Source organism: Kocuria nitroreducens (assembly GCF_042879195.1).
GTDB classification, from domain to species: domain Bacteria; phylum Actinomycetota; class Actinomycetes; order Actinomycetales; family Micrococcaceae; genus Kocuria; species Kocuria nitroreducens.
Map to the genome: position 1 here is coordinate 146,203 of NZ_JBHZTC010000004.1, position 26,876 is coordinate 173,078.

Sequence of the window (26,876 nt, forward strand, 5' to 3'; positions counted from 1 at the left end):
GGCGCACACAGCATGGGCAGGGTGACCGGCTCGGTACGCACCGCCGGGTGCGAGTGGATGCAGTACGACTATGGTCCCGGCCTGGTTCCGGAACAGGGCCCGGGATCGTTCACCATGTGGCGGTACCTCCCCCTCCTGCCCCTGTCCGAGGGGCCGGTGCGCTACCCCCTGCCCATCGGCGGCACGCCGTTGCTTCCGGCCCCCGCGCTGAGGGGCGTGTTGGGGACCCCGTCCCTGTGGGTCAAGGACGAGACCCGCGGCCCGACGGCGTCGAACAAGGACCGGGCCACGGCGCTGGTGATCGAGGACGGGCTGCGGCAGGGTCTGGACACCATCACGACGGCCTCGACGGGCAACGCCGCCGTAGCCACGGCGTTCGGGGCGGCAGCTGCGGGAATGCGCGCCGTCATCTTCGTGTCGGCCGACTGTCAGGAGGACAAGCTCGCGCTGATGACCCAGGCCGGGGCATGGGTGTTCCAGGTTCCTGATGGCTACGCGGCCGCCGTCGACCTGTCGCGCGCAGCGGTCGAGGAGTTCGGCTGGGTGAACCGGAACACCGGAGTGAATCCCCTGACGACCGAGGCCAAGAAGACCGTCGCGCTGGAGATCTGGGAGCAGCTTGGCCGACGGATGCCGGACGTGATGGTCGCTCCGGTGGGTGACGGTCCCACCCTCGTGGCGCTCGAGAAGGGCTTCGCCGAGCTGGTTGCCTGTGGTGTTGCTGCCCGTAAGCCTCGCCTGGTCGGTGTGCAGGCCCAGGCGTGTCAACCGCTGGTGCGCGCCTGGCTGGGGATCGATCCAGGACCCGACGAACTGGACCCGGGGTCGACGGTGGCCGACGGGATCGCCGTGCTGCGGCCGGCCATCGGCGACGCGGTGCTCCAAGCCGTACGCTCCGGCGACGGCGCGATGGTGGCGGTGAGCGACACGCAGCTCATGGAGGCCGTCGGTCTGCTGGCCTCGACGGCCGGCGTCGGTGCGGAGCCGGCAGGCGCTGCGTCCGTGGCAGGCTTGCGGAGTGCTCTGCGAGAAGGCCAGGTGGACCCCGACGAGACGATCGTCGTGCTGGTCACGGGACGCGAGATCAAGGCGGCCGGCTCCCCGGCCCGGGGCAGGGTGGCTGTGGCCGACCGGCTGGCTGACGTGCGGCAGGCACTTGAATCGCCTGGAGTTTGATGCCGCATCGTTTCCGGCCAGGAAGGCGGCCGTCATGTCGAAGGACTCCGATCCCGCGATGAAGGATCGAACCGTACGGATGCTGGTCGAGCTACGGCCGGAGTACGGCTCGATCAGCAGAACTGCCGGGGATCGGGCGCATCCGCCGTCACCGGCATCGAGTCCCTGACCTACCGGCGCTCCAGGATGTGAGACAGAGTTCCCGAGACGCGGACACGGCCACGTACCATCGGAACCTTGTTTCCGCCCACTGCTACGACCGAGGTTTCCCCATGTCCTCTTCGGTGACCGGGCAGGACGCCACCGGCGCGTCCGGCCCCTCGCTCCCCCTGTCCGACCGCGTGCCCCGCAGCCGGGTGATCCTGGCGTCCCTCGTGGGCACGACGATCGAGTTCTACGACTTCTACGTCTACGCCACCGCGGCCGTGGCCGTGTTCCCCGCCCTGTTCTTCGCGGGCGAGGACGAGACGGCCAAGCTGCTCGCCTCCATGGCGACCTTCGCCGCGGCCTTCGTGGCCCGGCCGATCGGCTCCGTCATCTTCGGGCACTTCGGCGATCGGATCGGCCGCAAGGCCACCCTGATCGGCGCCCTGCTGACCATGGGCGTCGCCACGTTCCTCATCGGCCTCCTGCCCACCTACTACTCGATCGGCATCTGGGCCCCGCTCATCCTGACGATCCTGCGCTTCTGCCAGGGCCTGGGCCTGGGCGGCGAGTGGTCCGGCGCGGCCCTGCTGGCCACCGAGTACGCCGAGGAGGGCAAGCGGGCGCGCGCCGCCATGTGGCCGCAGCTCGGCGCCCCGTTCGGCTTCATCCTGGCCAACGGTTTCTTCCTGCTGCTGACCATCGTGATGGGCTTCGTCTCGGTCGCCGATCAGGGCACCGGCCACCCGTTCCTCACGTGGGGCTGGCGCGTCCCGTTCCTCGCCTCGGTGGTCATGGTGGTCGTCGGCCTGTACGTGCGCTTCAAGCTCGAGGAGACCCCGGTCTTCCAGAAGGCCCTGGACCAGGGCGAGAAGGTCCAGACCCCGCTCGTCGAGGCTTTCCGGGGCTCGTGGCTGCAGATGATCCAGGGCACGTTCATCATGCTCGCCACCTACATGCTCTTCTACCTGATGACGGCGTGGATCCTCTCCTACGGCATCGGCAGCCCCGCCAACGGCGGCCTCGGCATCCCCTACCGCGACTTCCTGGTGCTGCAGCTGCTCGCCGTGCTCCTGTTCGCCGCGATGGTGCCCGTCTCCGGGTGGGTCGCCGACCGCTTCGGCCGGCGCAGCTCGCAGCTGGTGATCACCTCGGTGATCCTGCTCTTCGGGTTGAGCTTCGGGCTGCTCATGGACCCGGCCGCGGTCGGGACCGGGGAGGCCGTCAGCACGGCCCGCGTACTGTTCTTCCTCGCCGTCGGCATGACCCTCATGGGCCTGACCTTCGGCTCGATGTCCGCGATCCTGCCCGAGCTGTTCCCCACCAACGTGCGCTACACCGGCTCCGGCGTCGCGTACAACACGGCGTCGATCCTCGGTGCCGCCATCACCCCGTACGTCGCCGTCACGCTCAACGCGAGCTACGGTGTGGGCTCCGTCGGGCTCTACCTGGCGTTCGGCGCGGTGCTGACCCTCGTGGCGCTCTGGTTCTCCCCGGAGACCAAGGACGTCGACATGGCCAACGTGGTCACCCGCCGCTGACCTGCTCGTCCGGTCCCGCACGCGGAACGGCCGCACCCCCTCGGGGGTGCGGCCGTTCCGCGTGCGGGCGTGGGTCAGACGTGCACGTGCAGGCGCCGGGCCGCCTCCGAGATCGAGCCCGTGAGGGACGGGTAGATCGTGAAGGTGTCGGCCAAGTCGTCGACGTGCAGCTTATGGGTGACGGCCAGCGAGATCGGGAAGATCAGCTCGGACGCGCGGGGGCCCACCACCACGCCGCCGATCACCGTGCCGGAGCCCTTGCGGGAGAAGATCTTCACGAACCCGTCCTCGACCGCCATCATCTTGGCACGCGGGTTGGTGGACAGCTTCAGCATGATGGTGTCCGCCTGGTAGGTGCCGTCCTGGATGGCCTTCTCGCTCACGCCCACGGAGGCGATCTCCGGCGAGGTGAAGATGTTGGAGGCGACCAGGTGGGTGCGCAGCGGCTTGACGGCGTCGCCCATGAGGTGCGCCACGGCGATCCGGCCCTGCATGGCCGCCACCGAGGCGAGCGGGAGCACGCCCGTGCAGTCGCCCACGGCGTAGACGCCCGGCACGGTGGTGCGGGAGACGCCGTCGACCTTGATGTGCCCGGAATCGGCGCGGCCCACCCCGACCTCCTCGAGGCCGAGGTCGTCCGTGGCGGGGATCGCGCCGACGGCGACGAGGCAGTGCGAGCCGGCGATCTTGCGCCCGTCGGAGAGCGTGGCGACCACGCCGTTCTCGGTGCGCTCCACGGAGTCCGCGCGGGAGCGGTTGAGCACGTTCATGCCGCGGCGCTCGAAGACGTTCTCGAGGACCGAGGCCGCGTCCTGGTCCTCGCCGGGCAGCACCTGGTCCCGGGAGGAGATGAGGGTGACCTCGGCACCGAGGCCCCGGTACGCCGAGGCGAACTCCGCTCCGGTGACGCCGGAGCCGACCACGATCATGTGCTCGGGGACCTCGGTGAGGTGGTAGACCTGCTTCCAGTTGAAGATCCGCTCCCCGTCCGGCTTCGCGGAGGGCAGCTCGCGCGGGAGGGACCCGACGGCGAGGAGCACGGCCTGCGCGTCGAGGGTGTACTCCAGTCCGTCGTCGGAGGTGACCTGCACGCTGGTGGGGCTGAGCAGCCGGCCGGTGCCCGCGATCACGCGCACCCCCACCCGCTCGAGCCCGCGCTTGATGTCCCGGGACTGGGACGCCGCGAGGCGCAGCAGACGGGTGTTGACCGTCTCCAGGTCCACGGCGAGGTCGTTGATCTCGTTGCCCTCCTTGCTGCCGCCGCGCACGTGCACCCCCAGATCGGCGGCCTCGGCGAAACGGGTCATGGCGTCGGCGGAGGCGATCAGCGTCTTGGAGGGGACCACGTCCGTCAGCACCGCGGAGCCGCCCAGGCCCTGCTGCTCGATGATGGTCACGTCCGCGCCGAGGCTGGCGGCGACCAGGGCGGCCTCGTAGCCGCCCGGCCCGCCCCCGATGATGACGAGCTTCTGGATGGAGAATTCGCTGTGTGCAGTCACCCCGCCATTCTTGCAGGTGCTGCTCCGCGGGAGGAACCGTTCCGCCCGCGCCGTCCCGCACGGGACGATGCGGTAGCTTGGGGCGGGTGGACACAGAGCACAGCACTGACCGGGCCGACCCCTTCGAGCTCGCCCGGGAGGCCGCGGACGCCATCCGCCGGGCCACCGGGGTCGACACGCACGAGATCGCTCTGACCCTCGGCTCCGGCTGGGCCCAGGCCGCCGAGCTGATCGGCGAGACCGTGGCCGAGTTCTCGGCCGCCGAGATCCCGGGCTTCACCCCGCCCGCCCTCGAGGGCCACGTCGGCACGCTGCGGTCCGTGCGCACGGCCACGGGCCGGCACGCGCTCGTGATCGGCGCCCGCACCCACTACTACGAGGGCCGGGGCGTGCGCCCCGTGGTCCACGGCGTGCGCGCCGCGGCCGCCGCCGGGGCCCGCACCATGATCCTGACCAACGGCAGCGGCGGACTGAATCCGGCCTGGGGGCCGGGCACTCCGGTGCTCATCAGCGACCACCTCAACCTCACGGGGCGGTCCCCCCTCGAGGGCGCCACGTTCGTGGACCTCACCGACCTGTACTCGCCGCGGCTGCGGGATGTGGCCCGCGAGGTGGACCCCACCCTCGACGAGGGGGTCTACGCGCAGTTCCCCGGCCCGCACTACGAGACGCCGGCCGAGGTCCGGATGGCCGGGGTGCTGGGAGCGGACCTGGTGGGGATGTCCACCGCGCTGGAGGCCATCGCCGCCCGGCACGCCGGGATGGAGGTGCTCGGGATCTCCCTCGTGACCAACCAGGCGGCCGGGATCTCCGCGACCCCGCTGTCCCACGAGGAGGTCCTCGAGGCCGGACGGACCGCGGGCACCCGGATCTCCGGGCTGCTGGCCCGCATCGTCGCCCAGCTCTGACCGGCCGGGACGGACTCCGGGTCCGGCACCCCGGCGCACCCGACACCCTGAGGAGGCCGCGCCATGACCACCGACTCCCGCACCGAGCAGCTCCTCGGCGCCGCGCGCGCGTGGGGGGACGCCGACCCGGACCCCGCCACCCGCGCTGAGCTCGACGCCCTCGTCGAGGCCGCCGTCACCGGAGACGACGCCGCGCGGGCGGAGCTGGCCGACCGCTTCTCGGGCACTCTCCAGTTCGGCACCGCGGGGCTGCGGGCGGCGCTGGGCGCCGGACCGATGCGGATGAATCGGGTGGTGGTGCTGCGCGCCGCCGCAGGGCTGGCCGCCCACGTGCTGTCCGCCGCCGGCGGCGCCACGGTCGGCGACACCACCGTCGGGACCGACCGGTCCGCGGCCGGCGGCCGGCCTCCGCGGGCCGTGGTCGGCTACGACGCCCGGTACAACTCCGACGTCTTCGCCCGGGACACCGCCGCGGTGTTCACGGCCGCCGGCATCGAGACGCTGCTGATGCCCGCGCCGCTGCCCACTCCGGTCCTCGCGTGGGCGGTGCGGGCCCGCGAGGCCGAGGTGGGCGTCATGGTCACGGCCAGCCACAACCCGGCGGCGGACAACGGCTACAAGGTCTACCTCGGCGGCCGGGCCGTGGAGCCGGAGGCCCGCGGCTGCCAGATCGTGGCCCCGCACGACCGGATGATCGCCGAGCGGATCGTGGCCGTCGGCCCCGTCGAGGACATCCCGCGGGCGCCGGACGGGTGGACCGTCCTGCCCGGGAGCGTCGAGCAGGACTACCTCCGCGCCGTCGTCCCCGCGGCCGCGGGCGCCGAGCGGCCCCTGCGGATCGTCCTCACCCCGTTGCACGGGGTGGGCGGGCGCACGACGACGGAGGCCCTGCGGCGGGCCGGTCTCGCCGACGTGCACGTGGTCCCCGAACAGGCGGAGCCGGACCCGGACTTCCCCACCGTCGCCTTCCCCAATCCCGAGGAGCCCGGGGCCCTGGACCTGGCCCTGGCCACCGCCCGGGCCGTGGGCGCGGACCTCGTCCTCGCCAACGACCCTGACGCGGACCGGGTGGCCGTGGCCGTCCCGGTGCCCGGGACCGGGGCCGGGGCCGGGGAGACGGAGCAGGAGTGGCGGATGCTGAGCGGCGACGAGGTCGGCGCGCTGCTCGGCCACGCCGCGGCGGCCCCGTGCACGGGCCGCACCGGCGCCGTGTTCGCGAACTCCATCGTCTCCTCGCGTCTTCTGGGGAGGATCGCCGCCGCGGCGGGGATCGCGCACCGGGAGACGCTGACCGGGTTCAAGTGGATCGCCCGCGTCCCGGGGCTCGCGTTCGGCTACGAGGAGGCGCTGGGCTACTGCGTGGCGCCGGAGGTGGTCAGGGACAAGGACGGGATCAGCGCGGCCGTGGCGGTGGCGGAGCTGGCCGACGAGCTGCGCACCCAGGGCCGGACCCTGCTGGACGTGCTGGACGACCTCGCGCTGGCCCACGGTCTGTGCGCGACCAACCAGCTGAGCATCCGGGTGGCGGACCTGGGCCGCATCCCGGTCATGGCGGCCGCCCTGCGGGACGCCCCTCCGGCGGCGCTGGGCGGCTCCGAGGTCGTCGAGGTCGCCGACCTCGCCGCCCCGGGGACCGGACTGCCGCCCACCGAGGGCCTGCGCCTGCTCACCGCGGACAGCACCCGCGTGATCGTGCGCCCCTCCGGGACGGAGCCGAAGCTCAAGTGCTATCTCGAGGTGATCGCCCCGGTGGCCGGCCGTGCCGCGCTGCCGGCCGCCCGGGCCGAGGCGCAGGAGCGGCTCGGGCGGATCCGCGCCGAGCTCGAGGCCGCGCTGGGGCTTTGACGGCGCCGGGGTCCCTGCCGCGCGTGGGCTCCGTCGGTGGGCGGGCTCCGACGTCGCCGGTCCCTACGGCCGCGCCTCGCCCCGGGCCAGGACCCGGCGCGAGATGGCCCGGGTGGACCGGGTGACCACCTTCTCCAGCGGACCCTGGCCCAGGGCCCGCCGCCACAGCAGGGCGAACACCGTGAACGCCACGATCTGGCCCCCGGTCCACGCGGCGGGCGCGAGGTCGTAGTACTCCGGCCAGAGGACGAGCAGATGGGCCGTGTAGAGCGTGAACGTCATCGCGCCCGCCGCGGCGATCGGCGCGAGCACCGTGCCGGCGACGCGCTCCAGGAGCAGGCAGACGCCGAGGACGGACAGCGCCAGGCCCACGTTGAGCGCCAGGAAGAACGGCGTGTTCGAGTGCGGGGCTGAGATCAGCAGCCACCACAGGGTGTCGGTGGGCAGCGTGGGGTCCCCGCCGAACACGAGCACCTCGTCGATCTCCGACTCGTCCATCCACGGTGTGCCCTCGGCGATCGCCTCGTAGCCGCCGAGCACCTGCAGCGCCAGGACGGAGGCCGACCACACGATCAGGGCCACCGCGGCCCCGACCGTCGCCAGCAGCGTCTGCACCCTCCGGCTCCTGAGGTCCGTTCGTCCCACGGCGAGACCTGCCAGGAGGAAGGCCATCCAGGGCAGCGCGGGGTAGACGCCCGTCAGCAGCAGCTGGGACAGCACCGTGCCCGGGTCGGCGACCAGGTCCACGAGGCTCGGGTTCTCGTACTCGAGACCGGGGAGCACGTCGACGGACCACTGCATGAGGAACGGCGCGACGAGCGCGAACAGCGCGGAGCACAGCAGGAGGGACCGGGTCCGCAGGCGCAGGAAGGGCACGGCCAGCAGGAAGAGCATCCCGTAGTAGATGAGGATGTTGCTCACCGGCAGCTCCAGGAAGCCCAGGAGGAAGCCGACCAGCGCGATCACCCCCGCGCGCCCCGCCAGGGCCCACCGGGAGGCCGTCATCCGCCGCCCCGAGCGGGGAGTGCGCCCGCCCGAGGCGAAGGCCAGGCTCACCCCGGCGAGGGTGGCGAACAGCGCGGCCGAGTGGCCGGCGAACAGGGTCCAGGACCAGTGCACCTCGCCCGTGGCCTCGTCCCACGAGGGCAGCGTGTGCACGGCGACCATGCCGAAGAGGGCGAGGCCGCGGGCGGCGTCGACGCCGATGAGGCGGCGCGTCGGCCGGGGTGCGCCCGCGACGTCGTGGCCGGTTCCTCCGGTCGGACCACCGGCGGCGGTGGCCGTTCCGGACGGCGGCGTGCGTGCTGCGGACATGCGGTTCCCCCAGGATCGTTCGGTTCGTGCACCCGGGCCGGGACCGGCCCCGTCCGCGCCCCCGGCACGGCGCCCGATGCCCGCCCGGGCGCCGTGGACGACGGCCCCGCGGAGCACTGGTGCACACCTGAGCTTACTAGAGCAAACGCCGAACGGGCTTTCCGCCCCTGTTGCGTTCTGCGCCTGGACCGGGGGCTAGTTCGAGGACCCGTCCTGGGAGTCCTCCTCGGCGGCGTTCAGCGCGCGTTCGAGGATGCGGGCGTAGGGCAGCCCGAAGTGGTCCACGCCGTCCCGGTACCGGATCCGGGCGCGCTCGAAGCCCTGGTCCTCGTACCAGTCGTGCCCGTCCGACGCCGCGGCCAGGGCGTCGAACTCTGCCCGCGGGTCGTCCCCGTCGTCCTCCGTGCCCACGTCCCAGCGCAGGCGCAGCTCCTGGAGCTGCTCCCGGGTGGGCTCCGCGGAGGGCGAGTCCGGGGCCTGTCCGCCGCCCATCATGATCGCGCCGCCGCCCGGCACGAGGTCGACGTGGTCCGCCAGCAGCTTCTGGCTGATGAACTGGGCCCCGCCGGAGTACCCGGTCAGCCAGGTGCGGGAGCGGTCGATGTCGTACTCGGGCTCCAGGCGCTCCTCGATGAGCGCCAGGATCCACTGCGCGTTGAGGTCCCGCTCCTCCCACCAGGTGATCTCTCCCGCACGGTCGGGTGTCCGCGGGACCACCAGCAGCATGTTGTGCTCCCGGGCGACCTCCGCCAGGCAGGAGGCGGTGTACTGGGGGCTCTCGTACTCGAAGGCGCCGTCCCCGTGGAAGTGGTACACGACCCCCACCGGCCGGTCCCAGTCCAGACCCTCGGCGAAGACGTGGTACGAGCTGGTGATCCCGTCGTGCTCGTAGTCGAGCTGGAAGCGGTCCTTCCGGTCCTCCCCCGGGCCGAACACGCGGGCGTCCAGCACGGCTCCGTCCGTGGGCCCGCCGGGGCCGCGGGCCGTGACCCGGACGCCGTCGAGACCGTAGCGGTCGCACGAGACGGTCTCGGGGGCCTCGGCCTGCGGCGTCTCGTCGTCCCGGCCGAGCAGGAGGGCCACGGTGGTGACGAGCAGGAGCACCAGCGCCAGGGCACCCGCCCCGAGCAGGCGCAGCCGTCGCCGGGCGCGCCGGGAGGTCTCGCCGCGGTGGCGGTGCCGGCGCGGCAGCCAGGACCACAGCCACCGGGGACCGGGCCGGGGGTTTCGACGTGTCACCCGGTCATCTTACGGACGAGCTCCTGGACGAACGCCGACGACGTGCCGTCAGCGGGGAAGACCGACGAGCACCCGCCCGTCGCGCACCTCGGCCGGGTGCACCGGCAGGGCGGGGCCGTCCCCCGTGAGGCACAGGCCGGTCGCCAGGTCGTACACCTCCTTGTGCAGGGGCGAGGCGACCGTGACGGCCGAGCCCCGGGAGCCGAGGATGCCGCGGGCCATCACGCAGGCCCCGGTGCGGGGGTCGCGGTGGTCGGCCGCGAGCACCGTGGTGGTGTCCACCCGGTACAGGGCCACCTGGTGGCCCGCCACCCGGGCGGCCTCCCCCCACAGGGGCTCGAGGTCCGTCAGGGCGCACACGTCGTGCCACGTGGTGCCGGCAACGGCGCGGGGGGACGCGTCCGCCGGCGTCGTGGTCGGGGTGAGGATCGTCGTCATGGGGGCCTCCTGCGGCTCGGGGGAACGTCGTGCTCGACGTTAGGCGGGGACGATGACGCGCGTGCTCCGGGACGGTTTCGCTCCGGTCAAAGCCCGCTCACACCGGTCCGGAGCACCGGTGAGGGAAGCGAAAAGAGACCGGAACGGCGGGGCAACGGCAGGGCAATCCCGTCTCCCTAGAGTCGGGGCAACGCCCCAGCCGCCCGCCATCTCCCGGAGGTCCCCGTGCCGCGCTCCCCCTTCTCCCCGCAGTCCCCCCAGCACGTCGTCGTGGTCGGCGGCGGCCCCGCCGCCCACCGGTTCGCGGAGGCGGTGCTGTCCGCGGAGGACCACCACGTGCGCCTGACCGTGTTCGCCGACGAGCCGTGGGTCCCCTACGACCGCGTCCAGCTGTCCAAGGCGCTCACGGGCCTCGACGGCGCCGTCGACCTGACCCTGGGCGGCGGCACCGTGTGGCAGGACCCGCGAGTGGATCTCCGCCAGGGCGTGAAGGCCCGGGAGATCGACCCCGCCGCCCGGACGGTCACCGCGGCGGACGGGTCGGTGACCGGCTACGACGAGCTCGTCCTGGCCACCGGCTCCGACGCCGCCCGCCTGGACGTCCCCGGCGCCCACCACGCGTTCGTGTTCCGCACCCTCGACGACGTCGCGGGCATCCGCGCCGAGGTCGAGCGGCTGCGCTCGCTGTACGGGCGCACCCCGCGCGGCGTGGTCATCGGCGGCGGCCTGCTGGGCCTCGAGGCCGCGGGCGGGCTCCAGGAGCTCGGCGCGGAGGCCACGGTGGTGCACTCCCGCAAGTGGCTGATGAACGCCCAGCTCGACGAGGGCGCCGGCCGCTCCCTCAACGCCCTCATCTCGGCGCGCGGCGTGCGCCTGCACCTGGGCGAGCGCCCCTCCGGGGTGGGGCTGCGCAAGTCCGACGGCGAGGTGTGCGCCGTCGAGTTCCGGGACTCCGCCGACCTCGAGGCGGACCTGGTCATCGTGGCCACCGGCATCCGGGCCCGGGACCGCCTGGCCTTCAACGCGGGCGTCGAGACCGCCCCGCGCGGCGGCGTGGTCATCGACGAGGCGTGCCGCACCTCCGCGGAGCGCGTGTGGGCGATCGGGGAGGTGGCCTCCTGGAACGGGGAGTGCCTCGGGCTCGTGGCCCCCGCGAACACCATGGCGGAGATCGTCGCGGACCGGCTCGCCGGCGGGCGCTCCACGTTCGACGGCTTCGACACCGCGACCAAGCTCAAGCTCTCCGGGGTGGACGTGGCGAGCTTCGGCGACGCCTACGGCGAGACGGAGGACTGCCTCGAGGTCGTCTACGCGGACCCCGCCCGCGGGATGTACCAGAAGGTCGTGGTCACCCAGGACGCGAGGACCCTCCTGGGCGGGGTGTTCGTGGGCGACGCCGAGCCGTACAACGCGCTGCGCCCGCTGCTGGGCCGGGAGCTGCCCGGTGAGCCGGGCGCCTACCTCTCCGCCTCCGGGGCGGACGCCCCGGCCGGGGACCTGCCCGACGACGCCGTCATCTGCTCCTGCAACAACGTGACGACCGGGGCGGTGCGGGAGCAGATCTCCTGCGGGGTGCACGAGATCGGCGAGCTCGAGACGTGCTCGCGCGCCGGCACCCAGTGCGGGTCCTGCATCCCGATGCTCAAGAAGACCCTGGACCTGGAGCTCGCGAAGGCCGGCGTGGAGGTCTCCAAGGCGCTGTGCGAGCACTTCGAGCTCTCCCGCGCCGGGCTCTTCGAGGCCGTGCGCGCCCTCGACCTGTCCTCGTGGGACGAGGTCGTCGCCCGCTTCGGCACCGGCCTGGGCTGCGACATCTGCAAGCCCGTGGTCGCCTCCGTGCTCGCCTCGCAGCGGGACGAGTACGTGCTCGACGCCGGCCGGGGCGCCCTGCAGGACACCAACGACCGGGCGCTGGCCAACATGCAGAAGGACGGCACGTACTCCGTGGTCCCCCGCGTGCCGGCCGGGGAGATCACCCCGGAGAAGCTCATCGTGCTCGGTGAGGTGGCCCGCCGGTACGGGCTCTACACGAAGATCACCGGGGCCCTGCGCGTGGACATGTTCGGGGCCCGGCTCGAGCAGCTGCCCGAGATCTGGCGGGAGCTCGTGGACGCGGGCTTCGAGTCCGGGCAGGCCTACGGCAAGGCGCTGCGCAACGTGAAGTCCTGCGTGGGCTCCACGTGGTGCCGCTACGGGGTGCAGGACTCCGTGGGCATGGCCGTGCGGCTGGAGCTGCGCTACCGGGGGCTGCGCTCCCCCCACAAGTTCAAGATGGGCGTCTCGGGCTGCGCCCGCGAGTGCGCCGAGGCCCGCGGCAAGGACGTGGGCATCATCTCCACGACCGACGGCTGGAACCTCTACACCGGCGGCAACGGCGGCGCGAACCCCGCCCACGCCCAGCTGCTGGCGCAGGGCCTGGACGACGACACCCTGGTCCGGTACATCGACCGGTACCTCATGTACTACATCCGCACCGCGGACCGGATGCAGCGCACGGCCCGGTGGCAGGAGGAGCTCGACGGCGGGGTCGAGCACGCGCGCGCCGTCGTCGTCGAGGACTCCCTGGGCATCGGCGAGGATCTCGAGGCCGCGATGGCCCGGCACGTGGACCGCTACGAGGACGAGTGGGCCGCGACGCTGAAGGACCCGGAGCGGCTGCGCCGCTTCCGCTCCTTCGTCAACGACGCCGCCCCGGACGACTCGCAGGACTACGTGCTGGAGCGCGGTCAGCGCCGGCCCGCGACCGACGCCGAGCGCGCCGCCGCCGAGGCCGGCGACGGCCCCGTGCTGCTGACCGGCCCGCGCATTCCGGTCCGCGAGGGCGCCGCCGCCACCCGTGCCTGATGCGGCCCGGTCCCGGGCGCGGAGCAGGCGGTGCGGAACCGGAAACCTGGGGAAACACCGTGGTCACAGGACCGACCTACGCTCGGACCATGACCGTTGCCCCCTCCGCCCCCGCACCCGGTGACCTCGGCACGACCGGCGCGCTCGGCGAACTGACCGGTTTCCGCGTCGGCGTGACGGCCCACCGCCGCGCCACGGACTTCATCGCCGCCCTGGAGCGCCGCGGCGCGCAGGTGGTGCACGCCCCCGCCCTGATGATCTCCCCCGTGGCCGAGGACACCCGGGTGGTCGAGGACACCCGCACCCTGCTGGCCCACCGGCCCGAGATCGTCGTGGTGACCACGGCCTACGGGCTGCGCCGGTGGTTCGAGGCCGCCGACGCCGCGGGCCTCGGGGAGGACCTGCGGGACGCGTTCCGGGCCGCGCGGGTCATCACCCGCGGGGCCAAGGCCCGGGGCCAGGTGCTCTCCCTCGAGCTCGAGGACGCGGAGGTCTCCGAGGACGAGCGGACCTCCTCCGTGGTCGACCGGCTCCTGGCCGACGGCGTGGCCGGCGCCCGCGTGGCCGTCCAGCTGCACGGGCTGACGGACGAGCTCCAGCTCGAGCGCCTCGTGGCCGCCGGGGCGCACGTGGACACGGTCTCCCCCTACCGGTGGCTGTCCGCCGACGACGGCGAGCGGCTCCCCGCCCTGATCCGCGACGTGTGCGAGCGCCGCCTGGACGTGCTGACCTTCACCGCCGCTCCCGCCGTGGACGCCCTGTTCAGCACCGCCCATGAGCTGGGCCGCCACGAGGACCTCGTGGACGCCCTGCGCACGGACGTCACGGCCGCCGCGGTGGGACCCGTGTGCGCCGGGCCCCTGCTGGAGGTCGGCGTGGAGCCGCTCGTGCCGGAGCGCTTCCGGCTCGGCGCCCTGGTCCGCGCGGTGTGCACCCACGCGGTCGAGGAGCGCACCCTGGTGGTGCCGACCCGGCACGGGACGCTGCGGCTGATGAGCACCGGTGCCGCCCTGGAGAGCGTGTTCGTCCCGCTCTCCGACGCGCAGGTCGCGGTGCTGCGGGCCCTCGCCGCGCACCCCGGGGCGGTGGTCTCCCGGGGGCTGCTGCTGTCCGCGGTGCCGGGCCTGGAGACCGAGCACGCCCTGGAGATGGTGATCTCCCGGTTGCGCAGGATCCTGCCCGCGCCCCTGGTCACCACCGTGATCAAGCGCGGCTACCGGCTGGACCGCTGAGCCACGGCCCGGCGGACCGGCCGGACCACCACGTTCATCGCCCGTTCCAGCGGGCCCGTCCCGAAGGCGCGCTGCCAGGCGAGGGCGAACAGCACGGAGAGCACCAGGCTCGCGATCAGCCACAGCATGGGAGCCGTGTAGAACACCTCGAAGGACAGGAACACGAGGTGGGCCGTGTACAGGGTGAGGCACATCGCACCCACCGCCGTCAGGGGCAGCAGCCACGCGCTGTGCCGGCGGGCGAGGAGCAGGCAGGTCCCGACGACGGCCAGGCTCACCCCGAGGCTCCACGCCACGGAGAACGGCGTGTTGACGTCCGGGGTGGTGAGCACGAGCCACCACGGCGAGGTCGTCGGCAGCGACCCGGTGGGGCCGTAGGTCAGCAGGCTCTCGAGCTGCGCCGAGGTGAGGTCCGGGTCGCTGAACAGCAGCCTCGTGTAGACGTCCCCGGCGTAGAGCAGCTGCCGCGACACCAGCTTCGCGGTCACCGCGAGCGCCGCGCCGACCACGACCAGCCGGACCTGGACGTCCCGGCGGCGGAGGTTGAGCCGGCCGATGGCCAGGCCCGCCAGCAGATAGGCCAGGTACGGCAGGGCGGGGTAGGTCCCCGTCAGGAGCAGCTGCCCGAGCACCGCGACCGGTTCGGTGACCAGGGTGACGGCGGTCGGGTTGTACGCGGAGAACTCCGGCATCGAGTCCCCCACCAGATGGAGCAGCAGCGGACCGGCCACCAGGGCGGCGGCCGCGCCGAGGAACAGGGCCCGCGGCCCGAGCCCCAGGAAGGGCAGGGCGAGCACGAAGTACGCGGCGAAGTAGATCAGGATGTTGTACGCCGGGGGCTCCGGCGGCATGAGGTGGCCGATGACCAGACCGAGGACCAGGAGCAGCAGCGCGCGCACCGCGATGCCCGCCCGGGCGGCCGCCATCTCGCGGCCCCGGAACGGCCGGCGGCCGCCGGAGATGAGCGCCAGCCCCGTGCCGGCCAGTAGCGCGAACAGGGCCGGGGAGTCGCCGGGGAACAGGATCCACGTCACCGTGGGCCGGCCCGTGGCCGCGTAGGACATGGGCAGGATGTGCACGCACATGATGGCCACGAGCGCGAGCCCACGGGCGGCGTCGATGCCGGCCAGGCGCCTCGAGGCACGCCCCGCGGCGGCGCGGGCCCCGGCCGCCGCGGGCCGGTTCTCGGTGGGGCGCTCTCTCATGGATGGTCGTCCTGTTCGTCGGGGCCGGCCCGCGGAGACGGGCGACGGGCGCGACCATCTTCGCACCCCGGGCCACGCCGGCCAACCGGAACGGGTCGGCGACGCTGTCCACCCTTGTGCGAATGCACACGCAGAACCGGTGATCCTCCGTCGGCACCGGGGCCCGTCACACCGCGGCCGCGTGCTCCTCGACGAGCCGGCGCACGGCGTCCCTGCAGCCCCCGCAGCCGGTGGAGGCCCGCGTGGCGCAACTGACCTCCTCGACCGTGGCGGCGCCCTCCTCCACGACGTCCGTGATCCGGCCCATCGTGACGCCCGCGCAGTGGCAGACCGTCGACTCCGGGGTCATCGGGCTCTCCCCGCTCCCGGCGTCCGGCCCGTCGAGGCGCAGCAGGACGCTCGGGTCCTCGGGCACCGCCTCGCCCCGGTCGTACAGCAGCCCGATGCCGGCCGCCGAGCCGGGCAGGCCGAGCACGATGTAGCCCTCGAGGCTCCGGTCCGGGCCGAGCACGAGCTTGGCGTAGGTCCCCGCCGAGCCGTCCGCCCACTGCACCACGGACCCGCCGTCCGGACGGGGTTCCCAGGGCAGTCCCCCGACTCCCCCGGCCGCGGCGAGCTCCACCTGGTGCGCCTTGAGCCGCACCGCACCGGCGGGACCCTCGGTCAGCGGCGCGAGGACCGTCGTGCCGCCGTCGGCCACGGCCTCCAGCTCGGCGCGAACGCGGGCCGCCAGCCACTCCGCCTGCCGCCAGCCGGGACCGACGAGCCCGGACGGGCCCACCCCCTGCCGGCCCGGGCAGACCTGGCAGGACGGGTCCTTGCACAGCACCTCGGCGCAGTCGCCGATCGCGAACACGCGCTGCTCCACGTCGGCCTCGAGCTCGTGGTTGACCACGACGCCGCGGGCGGTGCGCAGTCCGGCGCCCTCGGCGAGCTCGGTGCGGGCCGTGACGCCGATCGAGAGCAGCAGCAGCTCGCCGGGGACCTCCCGGCCGTCGTCGAGGAGGAGGCCGCGGAAACGCCGGTCCTCGTCCAGGAGCACCTCGCGCGCCTGGGCCCCGGAGGCCACCCCCACCCCGGCGTCCGCGAGCGCCCGGCCCAGCAGGGCGCCGCCGGCCGCGTCGAGGGAGCGGGTCATCACCCACGGGGCGTGGTGCACCACGGTCACCGGGCAGCCGACCTCGCTCGCGGCGAGCCCGGCCTCGAGCCCGAGCACGCCGCCGCCCAGGACCACGACCCGGCCCCGGCGGTCGACGACCTCGCGGACCGCACGGGCGTCCCGCAGGTCCCGCAGGGCGGTGACGCCGGCCGGGAGGTGCTCGTAGGCGTCCGGGTCGGGGTTGATCCCGCGCAGCACGGGCAGGTTGGGTCGGGCGCCGGTGGCGAGGACGAGGCGGTCGTAGCCGAGCTCCCGGGCCTCCCCCGTCGATCCGTCCGTGAGGCGCAGGATCCGGCGGGAGCGGTCGATCCGGGTCACCTCCGTGCCGAGCAGGACGTCGATCCCGGACTGCGACAGGGCTTCGGGGTCGGCCAGTCCCATCGTGGCGAGCTCGGCGCGGCCCATGGCGTGCTCGCCCACGAGCACCCGGTTGTAGGCGGGGTCGGCCTCCCCGCCGATCACGGTGAGCCGGATCGTGCCCTCGGCGGCGAGGTCGGCGACGTCGTCGACGAAGCGCGCGGCCACGGGGCCGAAGCCGATCACGACCACGTGCTCGCCGGGCCGCATCGGGGTGCCGGTGGAACGGGTGGGGCGGTGCACGGTCATCGGGTCGTCTCCTCGGGGTCGATCGCCCGGACCGTCACCGAGCCGGCCTTGAACTCGGGCATGGACGAGATCGGGTCCACGGCGTCCGAGGACACGAGCTTGTTGGCGGTCTGCCGGCCGGCGTAGTGGAAGGGCAGGAACACGGTGTCGGGACGGATGTCGGAGGTCAGCTGGGCGAGGGCCACGGCGCGGCTCCGGGCGCTGGTGAGCTCCACCACGGCGCCGTCCCGGATGCCGAGGGAGGCCGCGGTCGCGGGGTGGATCTGCATCTTGGACTCGGGCCGGGCCTCGTGCAGCGAGTGCACGCGGCGGGTCTGGTTGCCGGACTGGTAGTGCTCCAGGTACCGCCCCGTCACGAGGGTCAGGGTCCCCGCCCGGTGGAGGGGCTCCCGGCGGTTCCCGCGCGGGCTCGGGTCGACGGCCCGGCCGGCGGCACGGGTCCTGACCGGCACGAGCACGGCCCGCCCGTCCGCGTGCCCGAAGCCGTCGAGGAAGGCCCGGGGGGTGCCCGCCGACCCGCCCGCCGGGTACGGCCAGTAGCAGACCTCGTCCGCGTCCAGGGCGGCCCAGCTGATCCCCGAGTAGTCGGCCTTCCCGCCGGCGGAGGCACGGCGCAGCTCCTCGAAGACCTCCTCCGGCTCGGGACTGAACGTGCCGGGGGCCTCGAGCCGCCGGGCGAGCTCGGCCATGATCCACAGCTCGTCCCGGGCTCCCGGCGGCGGGTCCACCGCGCGGCGGCGGCGCAGCACCCGGCCCTCGAGGTTCGTCATGGTGCCCTCCTCCTCGGCCCACTGCAGGACGGGCAGGACGAGGTCGGCGTACTCGGCCGTCTCGGAGAAGAAGAAGTCGCAGACCACGAGGAAGTCCAGGGCCTGCAGGCCACGGGTCACGGCGTCGGTGTCCGGGGCGCCGATCACCACGTTGGAGCCGTTGACCCAGAGGCAGCGCACGCCGCGCTCGGTGCCCAGGGTGGTCAGCAGCTCCACGGCCGGGATCCCCGCGCCGGGCAGGTCCGCGGGGTCCACGCCCCACACGCCGGCCACGTGCGCGCGGGCCACGGGGTCCGTGATGGTGCGGTAGCCGGGCAGCTGGTCCGCCTTCTGACCGTGCTCGCGCCCGCCCTGCCCGTTGCCCTGGCCGGTGAGGGTGCCCCAGCCGGAGCCGACGACGCCGGGCAGGCCGAGGAGCAGGGCCAGGTTGATCGCGGCGGTCGCGGTGTCCGTGCCGTCGACGTGCTGTTCCACCCCGCGACCGGTGAGCACGTACGTGCCCCGGCGCTCGCGGGCCAGCAGGTGGGCGGCCCGGCGGATCCGCACGGCCGGGACCCCGGTGACCTGCTCGACCCGCTCGGGCCACCACGCGTTGATGCTCGTCGTGAAGGCCTCGAGGCCCGTGGTGCGCCGCTCGAGGTAGTCCTGGTCCGCGAGGCCCTCGTGCAGGACCACGTGAGCCAGGCCGAGCAGCAGCACGAGGTCCGAGCCGGGGGTCGGCTGCAGGTGCAGACCGCCCCCGTCCTCGGTCATCCGTGCCGTGGCGGTGCGACGGGGATCGACGACGACGAGGCCGCCGTGCTCCTGGGCGTGCTGCAGGTGCTGGACGAACGGCGGCATGGTCTCGGCCGGGTTGGTGCCCAGCAGCAGCACGGTGTGGGCATCGTCGAGGTCGGTCACCGGGAAGGGCAGGCCGCGGTCCATGCCCAGTGAGCGGTTGGCGGCGGCCGCCGCGGAGGACATGCAGAACCGGCCGTTGTAGTCGATCCGCGAGGTCCGCAGGGCCACCCGCGCGAACTTCCCCAGCTGGTAGGCCTTCTCGTTGGTCAGGCCCCCGCCGCCGAAGACGCCGACCCCGTCCCGGCCGCAGCGCTCCTGGGCGGCCCGGAACTCCCCGGCCATCCGGTCCAGGGCCGTCTCCCAGGAGACCTCCTGGAAGACCCCGTCCGCGCCGCGCAGCAGCGGCGCCGTGAGCCGCGACGGGTCGGCCAGCAGCTCCGCCGACGTCCAGCCCTTGCGGCACATCCCGCCCTGGTTCACCGGGAACTGCCGTCCCAGCACCTCGGGGAAGCCCTGCTCGGCGGCGGTGTCCGACCCCGTGTCCAGGGTCATCGCGCACTGCAGGGCGCAGTAGGGGCAGTGGGTCGCCGTCGTGCTCATGCGGGTGGCTCCTCCTGGTGTCGTGCGGGCGGGGCGCGGCGGACTCAGATGTGGCTGTCGCCCATCTCGGTGCCCCTGCGCAGGTAGCAGAACCAGGTCGTGCCCAGGGCCACGAGGTAGAACGCCACGAAGCCGTAGAACGCGGCGTTGTAGGCGCCGGTGGTGCTGTTCGAGAGATTGAGCGCCTGGGGGATCAGAAAGCCGCCGTACGCGCCGACCGCGCCGATCAGGCCCAGGGCCGCCGAGGCCTTGCGCTCGGTGGAGACCGCCACGTCCTGCTGCTGCCGCAGTCCCAGCACCCGGTAGATCGAGGGGATCATCCGGTACGTGGAGCCGTTGCCCATGCCCGCCGCGGTGAAGAGCAGCAGGAACAGGCCCAGGAACAGCCAGAAGTTGGCCAGGGGCAGGGTGATCACCACGGCCAGCGCGAGCAGCGCCATGACCGCGAACACGGCCACCGTCATGGGGGCGCCGCCGAAGCGGTCCGCGAGCCGGCCGCCGTAGGGCCGGGAGACCGAGCCGACCAGCGGGCCGAGGAACGCCAGGGACAGGGCCGCGGCGCCCATGCTGAAGGACGAGAACTCCGGAAAGGTGTCGGCGATGAGTTTGGGGAACACGCTGGAGAAGCCGATGAAGGAGCCGAACGTGCCCACGTAGAGGAAGGACATGATCCAGAAGTGCGGTTCCGTGACCGTGGCCAGGGACCCGGCGACGTCGCCCTTGGCGTGGGAGAGGTTGTGCATGTACTTCTTCGCGCCCCACGCCGCGAACAGGATGAACGGCACCCAGATCCAGCCGGCCACCGAGAGCCCGGTCGCCCCGAGGGCGACGAGCGAGACGGCGATCGGGACGACGAGCTGCGCCACCGCGGTGCCGAGGTTGCCGCCGGCCGCGTTCAGCCCGAGCGCCCAGCCCTTCTCCCGCACCGGGTAGAAGAAGGTGATGTTGGCCATCGAGGAGGCGAAGTTGCCGCCGCCGAAGCCGGCGGTGGCCGCCAGCAGCAGCATGACCGCGAACGGGGTGTCCGGGTTGCCGACCGCCAGGGCCAGGCCCACCGTGGGGATCAGCAGCAGCAGGGCGGAGACGATGGTCCAGTTCCGGCCGCCGAAGCGTCCCACCATGAAGGTGTACGGGATGCGCAGCGTGGCGCCCACCAACGAAGGGATGGAGATCAGCCAGAAGATCTGGGAGTCGGTGAAGGTGAAGCCCGCGCCGGGCAGGAAGACCACGGTGATGGCCCACAGCTGCCAGACGGCGAAGCCGAGGAACTCGGCGAAGACGGACCACTTGAGGTTCGTGCGGGCGATGGGGCGGCCGGTGGATTCCCAGAACGCGGGGTCCTCGGGGCGGTAGCCGTCCAGCCAGCGGCCGGGCCGCTCGCGCAGGGCGAGCGGCGGGGGCGTGGTCGCCGCCGTGGTGGCCGGGTCGGGATGCAGTTCTGAGCTCACGGGAGACCTCCGGGGCGAGGGTGCGGAGCACGGCGACGGCGGCGTGCGGTGCTCCCACGCTACGAATCCCGTGTTTCGGTCCCCCACGCGAGGGGTAACGCCCCGATGCACTTTCACTCACACGGTGGTCCTCCCCGTGTGAGGTGGCCCGCGTGTGAGGTGGTCCGGCAGTGAGACCGAGTCCCCCGCCACCGGCGCCCCCGCGCAGCGAGTCCCCAGTCATCGGCGCCCGCAAGCACCGAGTCCCCAGTCACCCGCGCCCCGGTGCACCGAGTCCCCCATCATCGGCGCCCGCACGCGCCGAGTCCCCAGTCACCGGCGCCCCGGTGCAGCGAGTCCCCCATCACCGGCGCCCGCAAGCACCGAGTCCCCAGTCATCGGCGCCCGCACGCACCGAGTTCCCAGTCACCGGCGCCCCGGTGCAGCGAGTCCCCCATCACCGGCGCCCGCACGCACCGAGTCCCCCATCCGGTGGCGGTTCCCCACGTGGATGCGTGGGGAACCGCCACCGGATGGGGGACTCGGCGTCAGGTCAGCGCTCCGTAACTCCTCGGGCGATGCGCTTCGCGGTGCGGGCCACGAGCTTCTCGAGCGGGCCCTGCCCCACCGCGCGCTGCCACGCCCCGGCCAGCAGGCCGAACACGGCCACCTGCATCCAGAGCCAGAACGCCGGGTGCAGGTCGTAGACCTCGGTGCCGAGGAACAGCAGGTGCAGGGTGTAGAGCGTGAACGTCATGGACCCGGTGGCCGCGAGCGGGGTGAGCGCCTTGCCGATCAGCCGCGCCAGGAGCAGGAACGCACCGAGCGCGAACGCTGCCATGCCGAGGCTCAGGAGCAGCGCCACGGGCGTGTTGCTGTGCGGGGCGGGCACCATGAGCCACCACAGGGTGGTGGTCGGCAGGGACGGGTCCGGGCCGAAGACGAGGATCTCGTCGATCTGCTCCTCGGTCAGCCACGGGGTGGCCTCCCAGATCCGGTCGTAGACGCCGAGGGCCAGCAGCGCCGCCATGGACAGCGTCCAGGAGAGCAGGGCCAGCGCCGCGCCGGCGCCCACGAGCCACAGCTGCACCCGCCGGCTCGTGAGGTTCATCCGCCCCAGGGCGATCCCCGCGCACAGGTAGGCCATGTACGGCAGGGCGGGGTAGGTGCCGGTCAGCAGCAGCTGGGAGAGCACGGTGACCGGCTCCGTGACGAGGTTCCACAGCGTGGGATTGCCGTAAACGTGTGCGGGCAGGACGTCCAGGGCCCACTGCATCAGGAAAGGGGCCAGCACGGTGAACGCCGCCGCGCTGATCAGCAGGTGCCGGATGCGCAGGCCCAGGAACGGGACAGCGAGCAGGAAGAACATTCCGTAGTAGATGAGGATGTTGTCCACCGGCAGGGCCACGAGGCCCACGAGGAGCCCGACGAGGGCGATCACCGCGGCGCGGCCCACCAGCCCCGCCCGGTCCCCGGCGAGGCGCCGGCCCGTGTGCGGGGTGCGGCCCCCGGAGAGGAACGCCAAGCTCACCCCGGCGAAGGTCGCGAAGAGGGCGGCCGAGTGCCCGGCGAACAGCGACCAGCTCAGGGAGGCCCGCTCGTTCTCCGCGTCCCAGACCGGCATGGTGTGCACGGCGATCATCCCGAGCAGGGCGAAGCCCCGGGCGGCGTCCACGCCGATCAGCCGCCGCCGGGTGCGCCGGCCGGAGGCGCCGGGGACGTTGAGCACCGCGGTGCCTCCGCCGCGCGTGGCGGCCACGTGCTCAGCGCTCACGGATCGTTCCTCCGGTGAGCACGGAGCCGAGGGCGCCGGCGGGCACGGACTCGAGGGCCCCGGCAGGTACGGACTCGAGGGCGCCCGCGGGCACGGACTCGAGGGCCCCGGCAGGTACGGACTCGAGGGCGCCCGCGGGCACGGACTCGAGGGCCCCGGCAGGTACGGACTCGAGGGCGCCCGCGGGCACGGACTCGAGGGCCCCGGCGTGCAGCGGGCGGATCGGGTTGCCGCCCCAGGTGCTGCCGGCGGGCACGGTCTCCTGAGCCATGACCAGGGAGCCGGGGCCCACGGTGGCGCCGGCCTCCACTGTGCTGCCGGGCAGGACGAAGCTGTTGGGCCCCAGGGTGGAGCCCGCCTCCATCGACACGGGCTGCAGCCGCATGATGCGGTCGTGGAACAGGTGGGTCTGGAGCACGGTCCCCCGGTTGACGGACACGCCGCGGCCCAGGTGCACGAGGTCGAACTCGGGCAGCCACCAGGTCTCGCACCACACGCCGCGCTCGATCCGGGCGCCCATGAGCCGGGCCCAGGCGTTGAACACCGGGGAGCCGACGGCCAGCCGGACCAGGCCGGGCACGGCCAGGGACTCGGCGAAGGTGTCGGCGAGCTCGTTGCGCCACACGAAGGAGCTGAACAGCGGGCGCTCACCCTCGCGGAAGCGGCCCATCAGGGCCCACTTGACGAGCACGGGGATCAGGGCGGCCACCACGCCGGCGGCGAGCACCACGGGCGTGGCCCACAGCAGCGCCGAGACGATGCCGTCGAGGCCTCCCCCGGCGCGCATGTAGACGGTGGTGAGCACGTACACGATGGCGAGGTCCAGCCACGCGGTGACCATGAAGGGCACGGCGCGCAGGGACTCCACGAGCGTGCGGGCCACGACCAGGCGCCGGCGGGGGCGGTAGGTGACGGCCTCGTCCGCGGTGTCGGTGACGCGGCTGATCGGCTCGGGCAGCCGGCCCAGCCAGGACGTGCCGCGCTCGGCGTCGGCCGGGGTGGAGGACAGCACGGCGACCAGGGAGTCCTCGGGGACGTCCCGGTCCGGGCCCACGATCGCGGAGTTGCCCACGAAGGAGCGCTCCCCCACGGTCGAGGGGCCCACGTGGATCCAGCCGAAGCCGGTGCGGGCGGAGCTGACCATCGAGTGGTCGGCCATGAAGGAGCCGGACTCGAAGGTGGTGAGGTGCGGCAGGGTCTCCACGGTGGAGATCTCCACCTGGTCGCCCACGCGGGCGCCCAGCAGCCGCAGGAAGAACGGCGTGGCGATGGAGGCGTAGACGGGGTAGGTGGAGACGAGGCTCTTCTGCAGCAGCACTCCCGTGAGCCACACGGCCCAGCCCACGGTCCCGTCGGCGGGGTGGTGGCCGGGACGGATCAGCAGGGCGAGCGCGCGCACGACGAACACGAGCAGGGCGAGGTAGACCAGGAGCGTGAGCACGGCGAACACCGGCACCCACAGGGCCACGACGGGGAAGACGAGCTCGTAGAGCTCGAGCCCGCGCACCTGGGTGAAGACGAGCAGCGCGCCGGGGATCACGGCCAGCACGGGCAGGATCCCCACCGTGCCGAGACCGAGCGCGTACAGCAGCCCGGTCAGCAGCCGGTTGCTGCGGCCCGGGGCCCACTCGAGCCAGGACTCCCCGGCGGCGCCGAGGTCCACGAGCGGGGAGCCGCCCTGCAGGCGGCCCGCGGGGACGGTGCCGGTGACGTGGGAGCCGGGATCGACCTCCGCGCCGGGCTCGACCACGGCGCCCGGGCTCAGGAGCGTGCGGGTGCCGACCCGGGCGTTCGCGCCGACGGTCACGCCGCCGAGGTGGAGGACGTCGCCCTCGAGCCAGTGGCCGGAGAGGTCCACCTCGTGCTCGACGGCGGCGCCGTCGCCGATGCGGGCCATGCCGCTGACGGGAGGCAACGTGTCGAGGTGGGCGTGGCGCCCCACCCGGTTGCCGAGCAGCCGGAAGAACAGCACCATCACGGGGGTGCCCATGAGGGGCTCGAACTTGTTGAAGATTAGGACCCGCTCGGCCATCCAGACCCGCAGGTGGGTCCAGGAGCCGCGGGCGTGGGCGCCGGGGCGCAGCCGGAAGGTCAGCAGCCGGATGAACAGAGCGGTGAGCGCCAGCCGGCCGGGCAGGGCGAAGAGCACGAGCCATCCGACCACCAGGGGCAGCAGCGGCGGGTTCGGGACCCACCCCGCGCCCAGCATGTTGAAGAGCAGCCAGACGACGATCGCGGCGCCCAGCACGTAGCGCAGCCCCGAGACCGCGTAGAGCGCCGTCAGGAAGGGGACCTGCACGAGGCCGTTCCAGCGGGGGACGTCCACGATTCGGCGCTCGCGTGCGGCCTCCTGGGCGACGACGTCGACGCGCGGCAGCGTGGCCAGGTACTCGTGCATCCCGGCGAGCGTGGGGTGCCGGTAGATCTCGGCGATCGCGGCGTCCGGGCAGGAGCGGCGGATCTCGGAGACGAGCTTGGCCACCGCCACGGAGGTGCCGCCGAGGACGAAGAAGTCGCTGTCCTCGTCGATGGGCAGGGGGCCGAGCTGGTCGGCCCACAGGGCGGCGAGCCACTCGAGCTCGGCGTCGATCTGCGAGGTCTCCGCGGCGGCGCCGGCGGCGGGCAGCGGCCAGGGCAGGGCCTTGCGGTCCACCTTGCCGGAGGTCTTCAGGGGCAGCTCGTCCATCAGGGTCAGCGCGGGCACCATCTGGCCCGGCAGGCGGTCGGCCAGCAGGCGGCGGGCGCCGGCGAGGTCCACCGAGCCCGGGGCCTCGGCCACGAGGTAGCCCACGAGGACCTGGTTGCCGGCCGGGGTGGTGTGCACGGCGGCGGCGCCGGCCTGCACGCCGGGCAGCCGCGACATCTGCTCGTCGATCTCGCCCATCTCCACGCGCCGGCCGGAGATCTTCACCTGGTCGTCGGCGCGGCCCACGAAGACGATGCCCTCGGGGTCGGCGCGCACCAGGTCGCCGGAGCGGTAGGCCCGCTCCCAGCGCAGGGAGTCCATGGGCGCGAACTTCTCGGCGTCCTTGGCCGGGTCCAGGTAGCGGCCCAGCCCGACGCCGCCGATGATCAGCTCGCCCTCCTCGCCCCAGCGCACGGGGTTGCCGGAGGCGTCGACGACGGCCAGCTCCCACCCGGGCAGCGGCAGGCCGATGCGCACGGGCGGCTCGCCGGTGAGCACGGCGCCGGTGGCGATGACCGTGGCCTCGGTGGGGCCGTAGGTGTTCCAGACCTCGCGGCCGGGGTGCACCAGGCGGGCGGCGAGCTCGTTGGGGCACGCCTCCCCGCCGAAGATGAGCAGGCGGATGCGGCTCAGCGCCTCGGCCGGCCACATCGACGCGAGTGTCGGCACCGTGGAGACGGCGGTGATGCCCCGCTCGACGAGCCACGGGCCGAGGTCGGTGCCCGAGCGCACGACGGCGCGGGGGGCCGGGATCAGGGCGGCGCCGGAGCGCCAGGCCAGCCACATCTCCTCGCACGAGGCGTCGAAGGCGACCGAGAGCCCCGCCATCACGCGGTCGCCCGGGGCCAGGGGGCGCCGGGGCAGGTAGAGCTCGGCCTCGGCGTCCACGAGGGCGGCGGCCGAGCGGTGGCTGATCGCCACGCCCTTGGGCTTGCCGGTGGACCCGGAGGTGAAGATGATCCAGGCGTCGTCACCCGTGCCGGGCTGCCGGCAGTCGGCGTCCGCGCGGACGCCGCTGCGCGGCCGGAGGGCCAGGCCCGCGCCGTAGACGGCGCACACTCCGGCCTCCTCCCAGACCGTGTCGGCCCGCTCGTCCGGGTCGTCGAAGTCCACCGGGACGTAGGCGGCGCCGGCGAAGATCGTGCCGAGGACGGCCACGTAGAGGTCCACAGTCCCGGACGGGACGCGGATGCCCACGCGGTCCCCGCGGCCGATGTCGAGGTCCCACAGGCGCTGGGCCTGGGCCTCGACGCGCTCCAGGAATTCGGCGTAGCTGAGCACGGTGGTTCCGTCGTCGACGGCCACCGCGTCCGGGTGGCGGGAGACGGTGTCCATGACGATGTCCACGAGCGTGCGCGGGGCCGGCGCCGACGCCACGGGGAAGACGGCGCGGCCGGGGACCTGCGGCAGGGACTGCGTGTGCAGCGCCCGGTCCAGGACGTCGCCGCCCTCCATCGGGTCCTGCTCCGGATACCGGTCCTCGAGCAGGTGCCGCCCGCCTCCCCGGCGGGTCGAGCCGCTGCGCGTGGTTGGGCGCACTGTCATTGATTCCCCCATCGACTTCACTGCCGCTGTGGATCTGCACAACGGCCGGTGCCGGCAGGAAGGACGAGCCCAGGGACCGGACGGACCGGTTGGAAGGCACCCCGGGAACACGCGCGCCGGATCGGCGCGGTGCTGGAAGTGAGT

General features: G+C 73.6%; 16 protein-coding genes. 6 read left to right on the top strand and 10 right to left on the bottom strand.

From position 1 onward, the window contains the following. The first annotated feature begins 12 nt into the window (after positions 1–12). Together ACFYE1_RS03950 and ACFYE1_RS03955 are read left to right on the top strand one after the other, a co-directional pair. Positions 13–1,176 (top strand): threonine synthase, encoded by a 1,164-nt coding sequence (locus tag ACFYE1_RS03950; RefSeq protein ID WP_387740156.1) that lies wholly within the window; start codon positions 13–15, stop codon positions 1,174–1,176. Between the two features lie 272 nt (positions 1,177–1,448). After that, on the top strand, positions 1,449–2,861 hold the full coding sequence (locus tag ACFYE1_RS03955; RefSeq protein WP_387740157.1) for an MFS transporter: 1,413 nt from the start codon (positions 1,449–1,451) through the stop codon (positions 2,859–2,861). A gap of 74 nt (positions 2,862–2,935) precedes the next feature. Here ACFYE1_RS03955 and ACFYE1_RS03960 read toward each other — a convergent pair whose 3' ends face one another. Beyond that, positions 2,936–4,360 carry an NAD(P)H-quinone dehydrogenase gene (locus ACFYE1_RS03960; RefSeq protein WP_387740159.1) on the bottom strand — a complete coding sequence of 475 codons (1,425 nt, stop codon included), beginning with the start codon at positions 4,358–4,360 and terminating at the stop codon, positions 2,936–2,938. Positions 4,361–4,446: 86 nt separating this feature from the next. Between ACFYE1_RS03960 and ACFYE1_RS03965 the strand changes: the two genes are divergently transcribed. Both ACFYE1_RS03965 and ACFYE1_RS03970 read left to right on the top strand, forming a co-directional pair. Continuing rightward, positions 4,447–5,268, top strand: a complete 822-nt coding sequence (locus tag ACFYE1_RS03965; RefSeq protein ID WP_387740162.1) for a purine-nucleoside phosphorylase — start codon at positions 4,447–4,449, stop codon at positions 5,266–5,268. 63 nt (positions 5,269–5,331) lie between these two features. After that, positions 5,332–7,113, top strand: a complete 1,782-nt coding sequence (locus ACFYE1_RS03970) for a phospho-sugar mutase (protein ID WP_387740165.1) — start codon at positions 5,332–5,334, stop codon at positions 7,111–7,113. Positions 7,114–7,176: 63 nt separating this feature from the next. On the opposite strand, the gene ACFYE1_RS03975 is transcribed toward ACFYE1_RS03970, so the two are convergent. The 3 genes from ACFYE1_RS03975 to nirD form a co-directional block, all read right to left on the bottom strand. After that, positions 7,177–8,427, bottom strand: coding sequence for a heparan-alpha-glucosaminide N-acetyltransferase domain-containing protein (locus ACFYE1_RS03975; protein ID WP_387740166.1), 1,251 nt, complete (start codon positions 8,425–8,427; stop codon positions 7,177–7,179). Positions 8,428–8,622: 195 nt separating this feature from the next. After that, positions 8,623–9,666: a hypothetical protein gene (locus tag ACFYE1_RS03980; RefSeq protein WP_387740169.1), complete on the bottom strand. Its 1,044-nt coding sequence runs from the start codon at positions 9,664–9,666 to the stop codon at positions 8,623–8,625. A 48-nt stretch (positions 9,667–9,714) separates the two neighbouring features. Further along, positions 9,715–10,104, bottom strand: a complete 390-nt coding sequence (nirD, locus tag ACFYE1_RS03985; protein WP_387740171.1) for a nitrite reductase small subunit NirD — start codon at positions 10,102–10,104, stop codon at positions 9,715–9,717. A 225-nt stretch (positions 10,105–10,329) separates the two neighbouring features. Between nirD and nirB the strand changes: the two genes are divergently transcribed. Both nirB and ACFYE1_RS03995 read left to right on the top strand, forming a co-directional pair. Beyond that, positions 10,330–12,948: a nitrite reductase large subunit NirB gene (gene nirB, locus ACFYE1_RS03990; protein ID WP_387740172.1), complete on the top strand. Its 2,619-nt coding sequence runs from the start codon at positions 10,330–10,332 to the stop codon at positions 12,946–12,948. An 89-nt stretch (positions 12,949–13,037) separates the two neighbouring features. Continuing rightward, entirely contained in the window at positions 13,038–14,180 is a 1,143-nt protein-coding gene (locus ACFYE1_RS03995; protein ID WP_387740173.1) for a uroporphyrinogen-III synthase, read from the top strand. Here ACFYE1_RS03995 and ACFYE1_RS04000 read toward each other — a convergent pair. The 6 genes from ACFYE1_RS04000 to ACFYE1_RS04025 form a co-directional block, all read right to left on the bottom strand. Further along, a complete protein-coding gene (locus ACFYE1_RS04000; protein WP_387740175.1) occupies positions 14,162–15,385 on the bottom strand; it encodes a heparan-alpha-glucosaminide N-acetyltransferase domain-containing protein in 1,224 nt (407 codons plus the stop codon). The genes ACFYE1_RS03995 and ACFYE1_RS04000 overlap by 19 nt on opposite strands. A gap of 166 nt (positions 15,386–15,551) precedes the next feature. After that, entirely contained in the window at positions 15,552–17,150 is a 1,599-nt protein-coding gene (locus tag ACFYE1_RS04005) for an FAD-dependent oxidoreductase (protein WP_387740178.1), read from the bottom strand. After that, positions 17,147–19,300, bottom strand: coding sequence for a molybdopterin oxidoreductase family protein (locus tag ACFYE1_RS04010; protein ID WP_387740180.1), 2,154 nt, complete (start codon positions 19,298–19,300; stop codon positions 17,147–17,149). Before ACFYE1_RS04010 ends, ACFYE1_RS04005 begins: the two co-directional genes overlap by 4 nt. 44 nt (positions 19,301–19,344) lie before the next feature. After that, complete coding sequence (locus ACFYE1_RS04015; protein ID WP_387740183.1) at positions 19,345–20,748, bottom strand: MFS transporter; 1,404 nt, start codon at positions 20,746–20,748, stop codon at positions 19,345–19,347. A gap of 532 nt (positions 20,749–21,280) precedes the next feature. Beyond that, on the bottom strand, positions 21,281–22,501 hold the full coding sequence (locus ACFYE1_RS04020) for a heparan-alpha-glucosaminide N-acetyltransferase domain-containing protein (protein WP_387740185.1): 1,221 nt from the start codon (positions 22,499–22,501) through the stop codon (positions 21,281–21,283). After that, positions 22,491–26,642, bottom strand: coding sequence for a Pls/PosA family non-ribosomal peptide synthetase (locus tag ACFYE1_RS04025; RefSeq protein WP_387740257.1), 4,152 nt, complete (start codon positions 26,640–26,642; stop codon positions 22,491–22,493). Before ACFYE1_RS04025 ends, ACFYE1_RS04020 begins: the two co-directional genes overlap by 11 nt. Between the last annotated feature and the right edge of the window lie 234 nt (positions 26,643–26,876).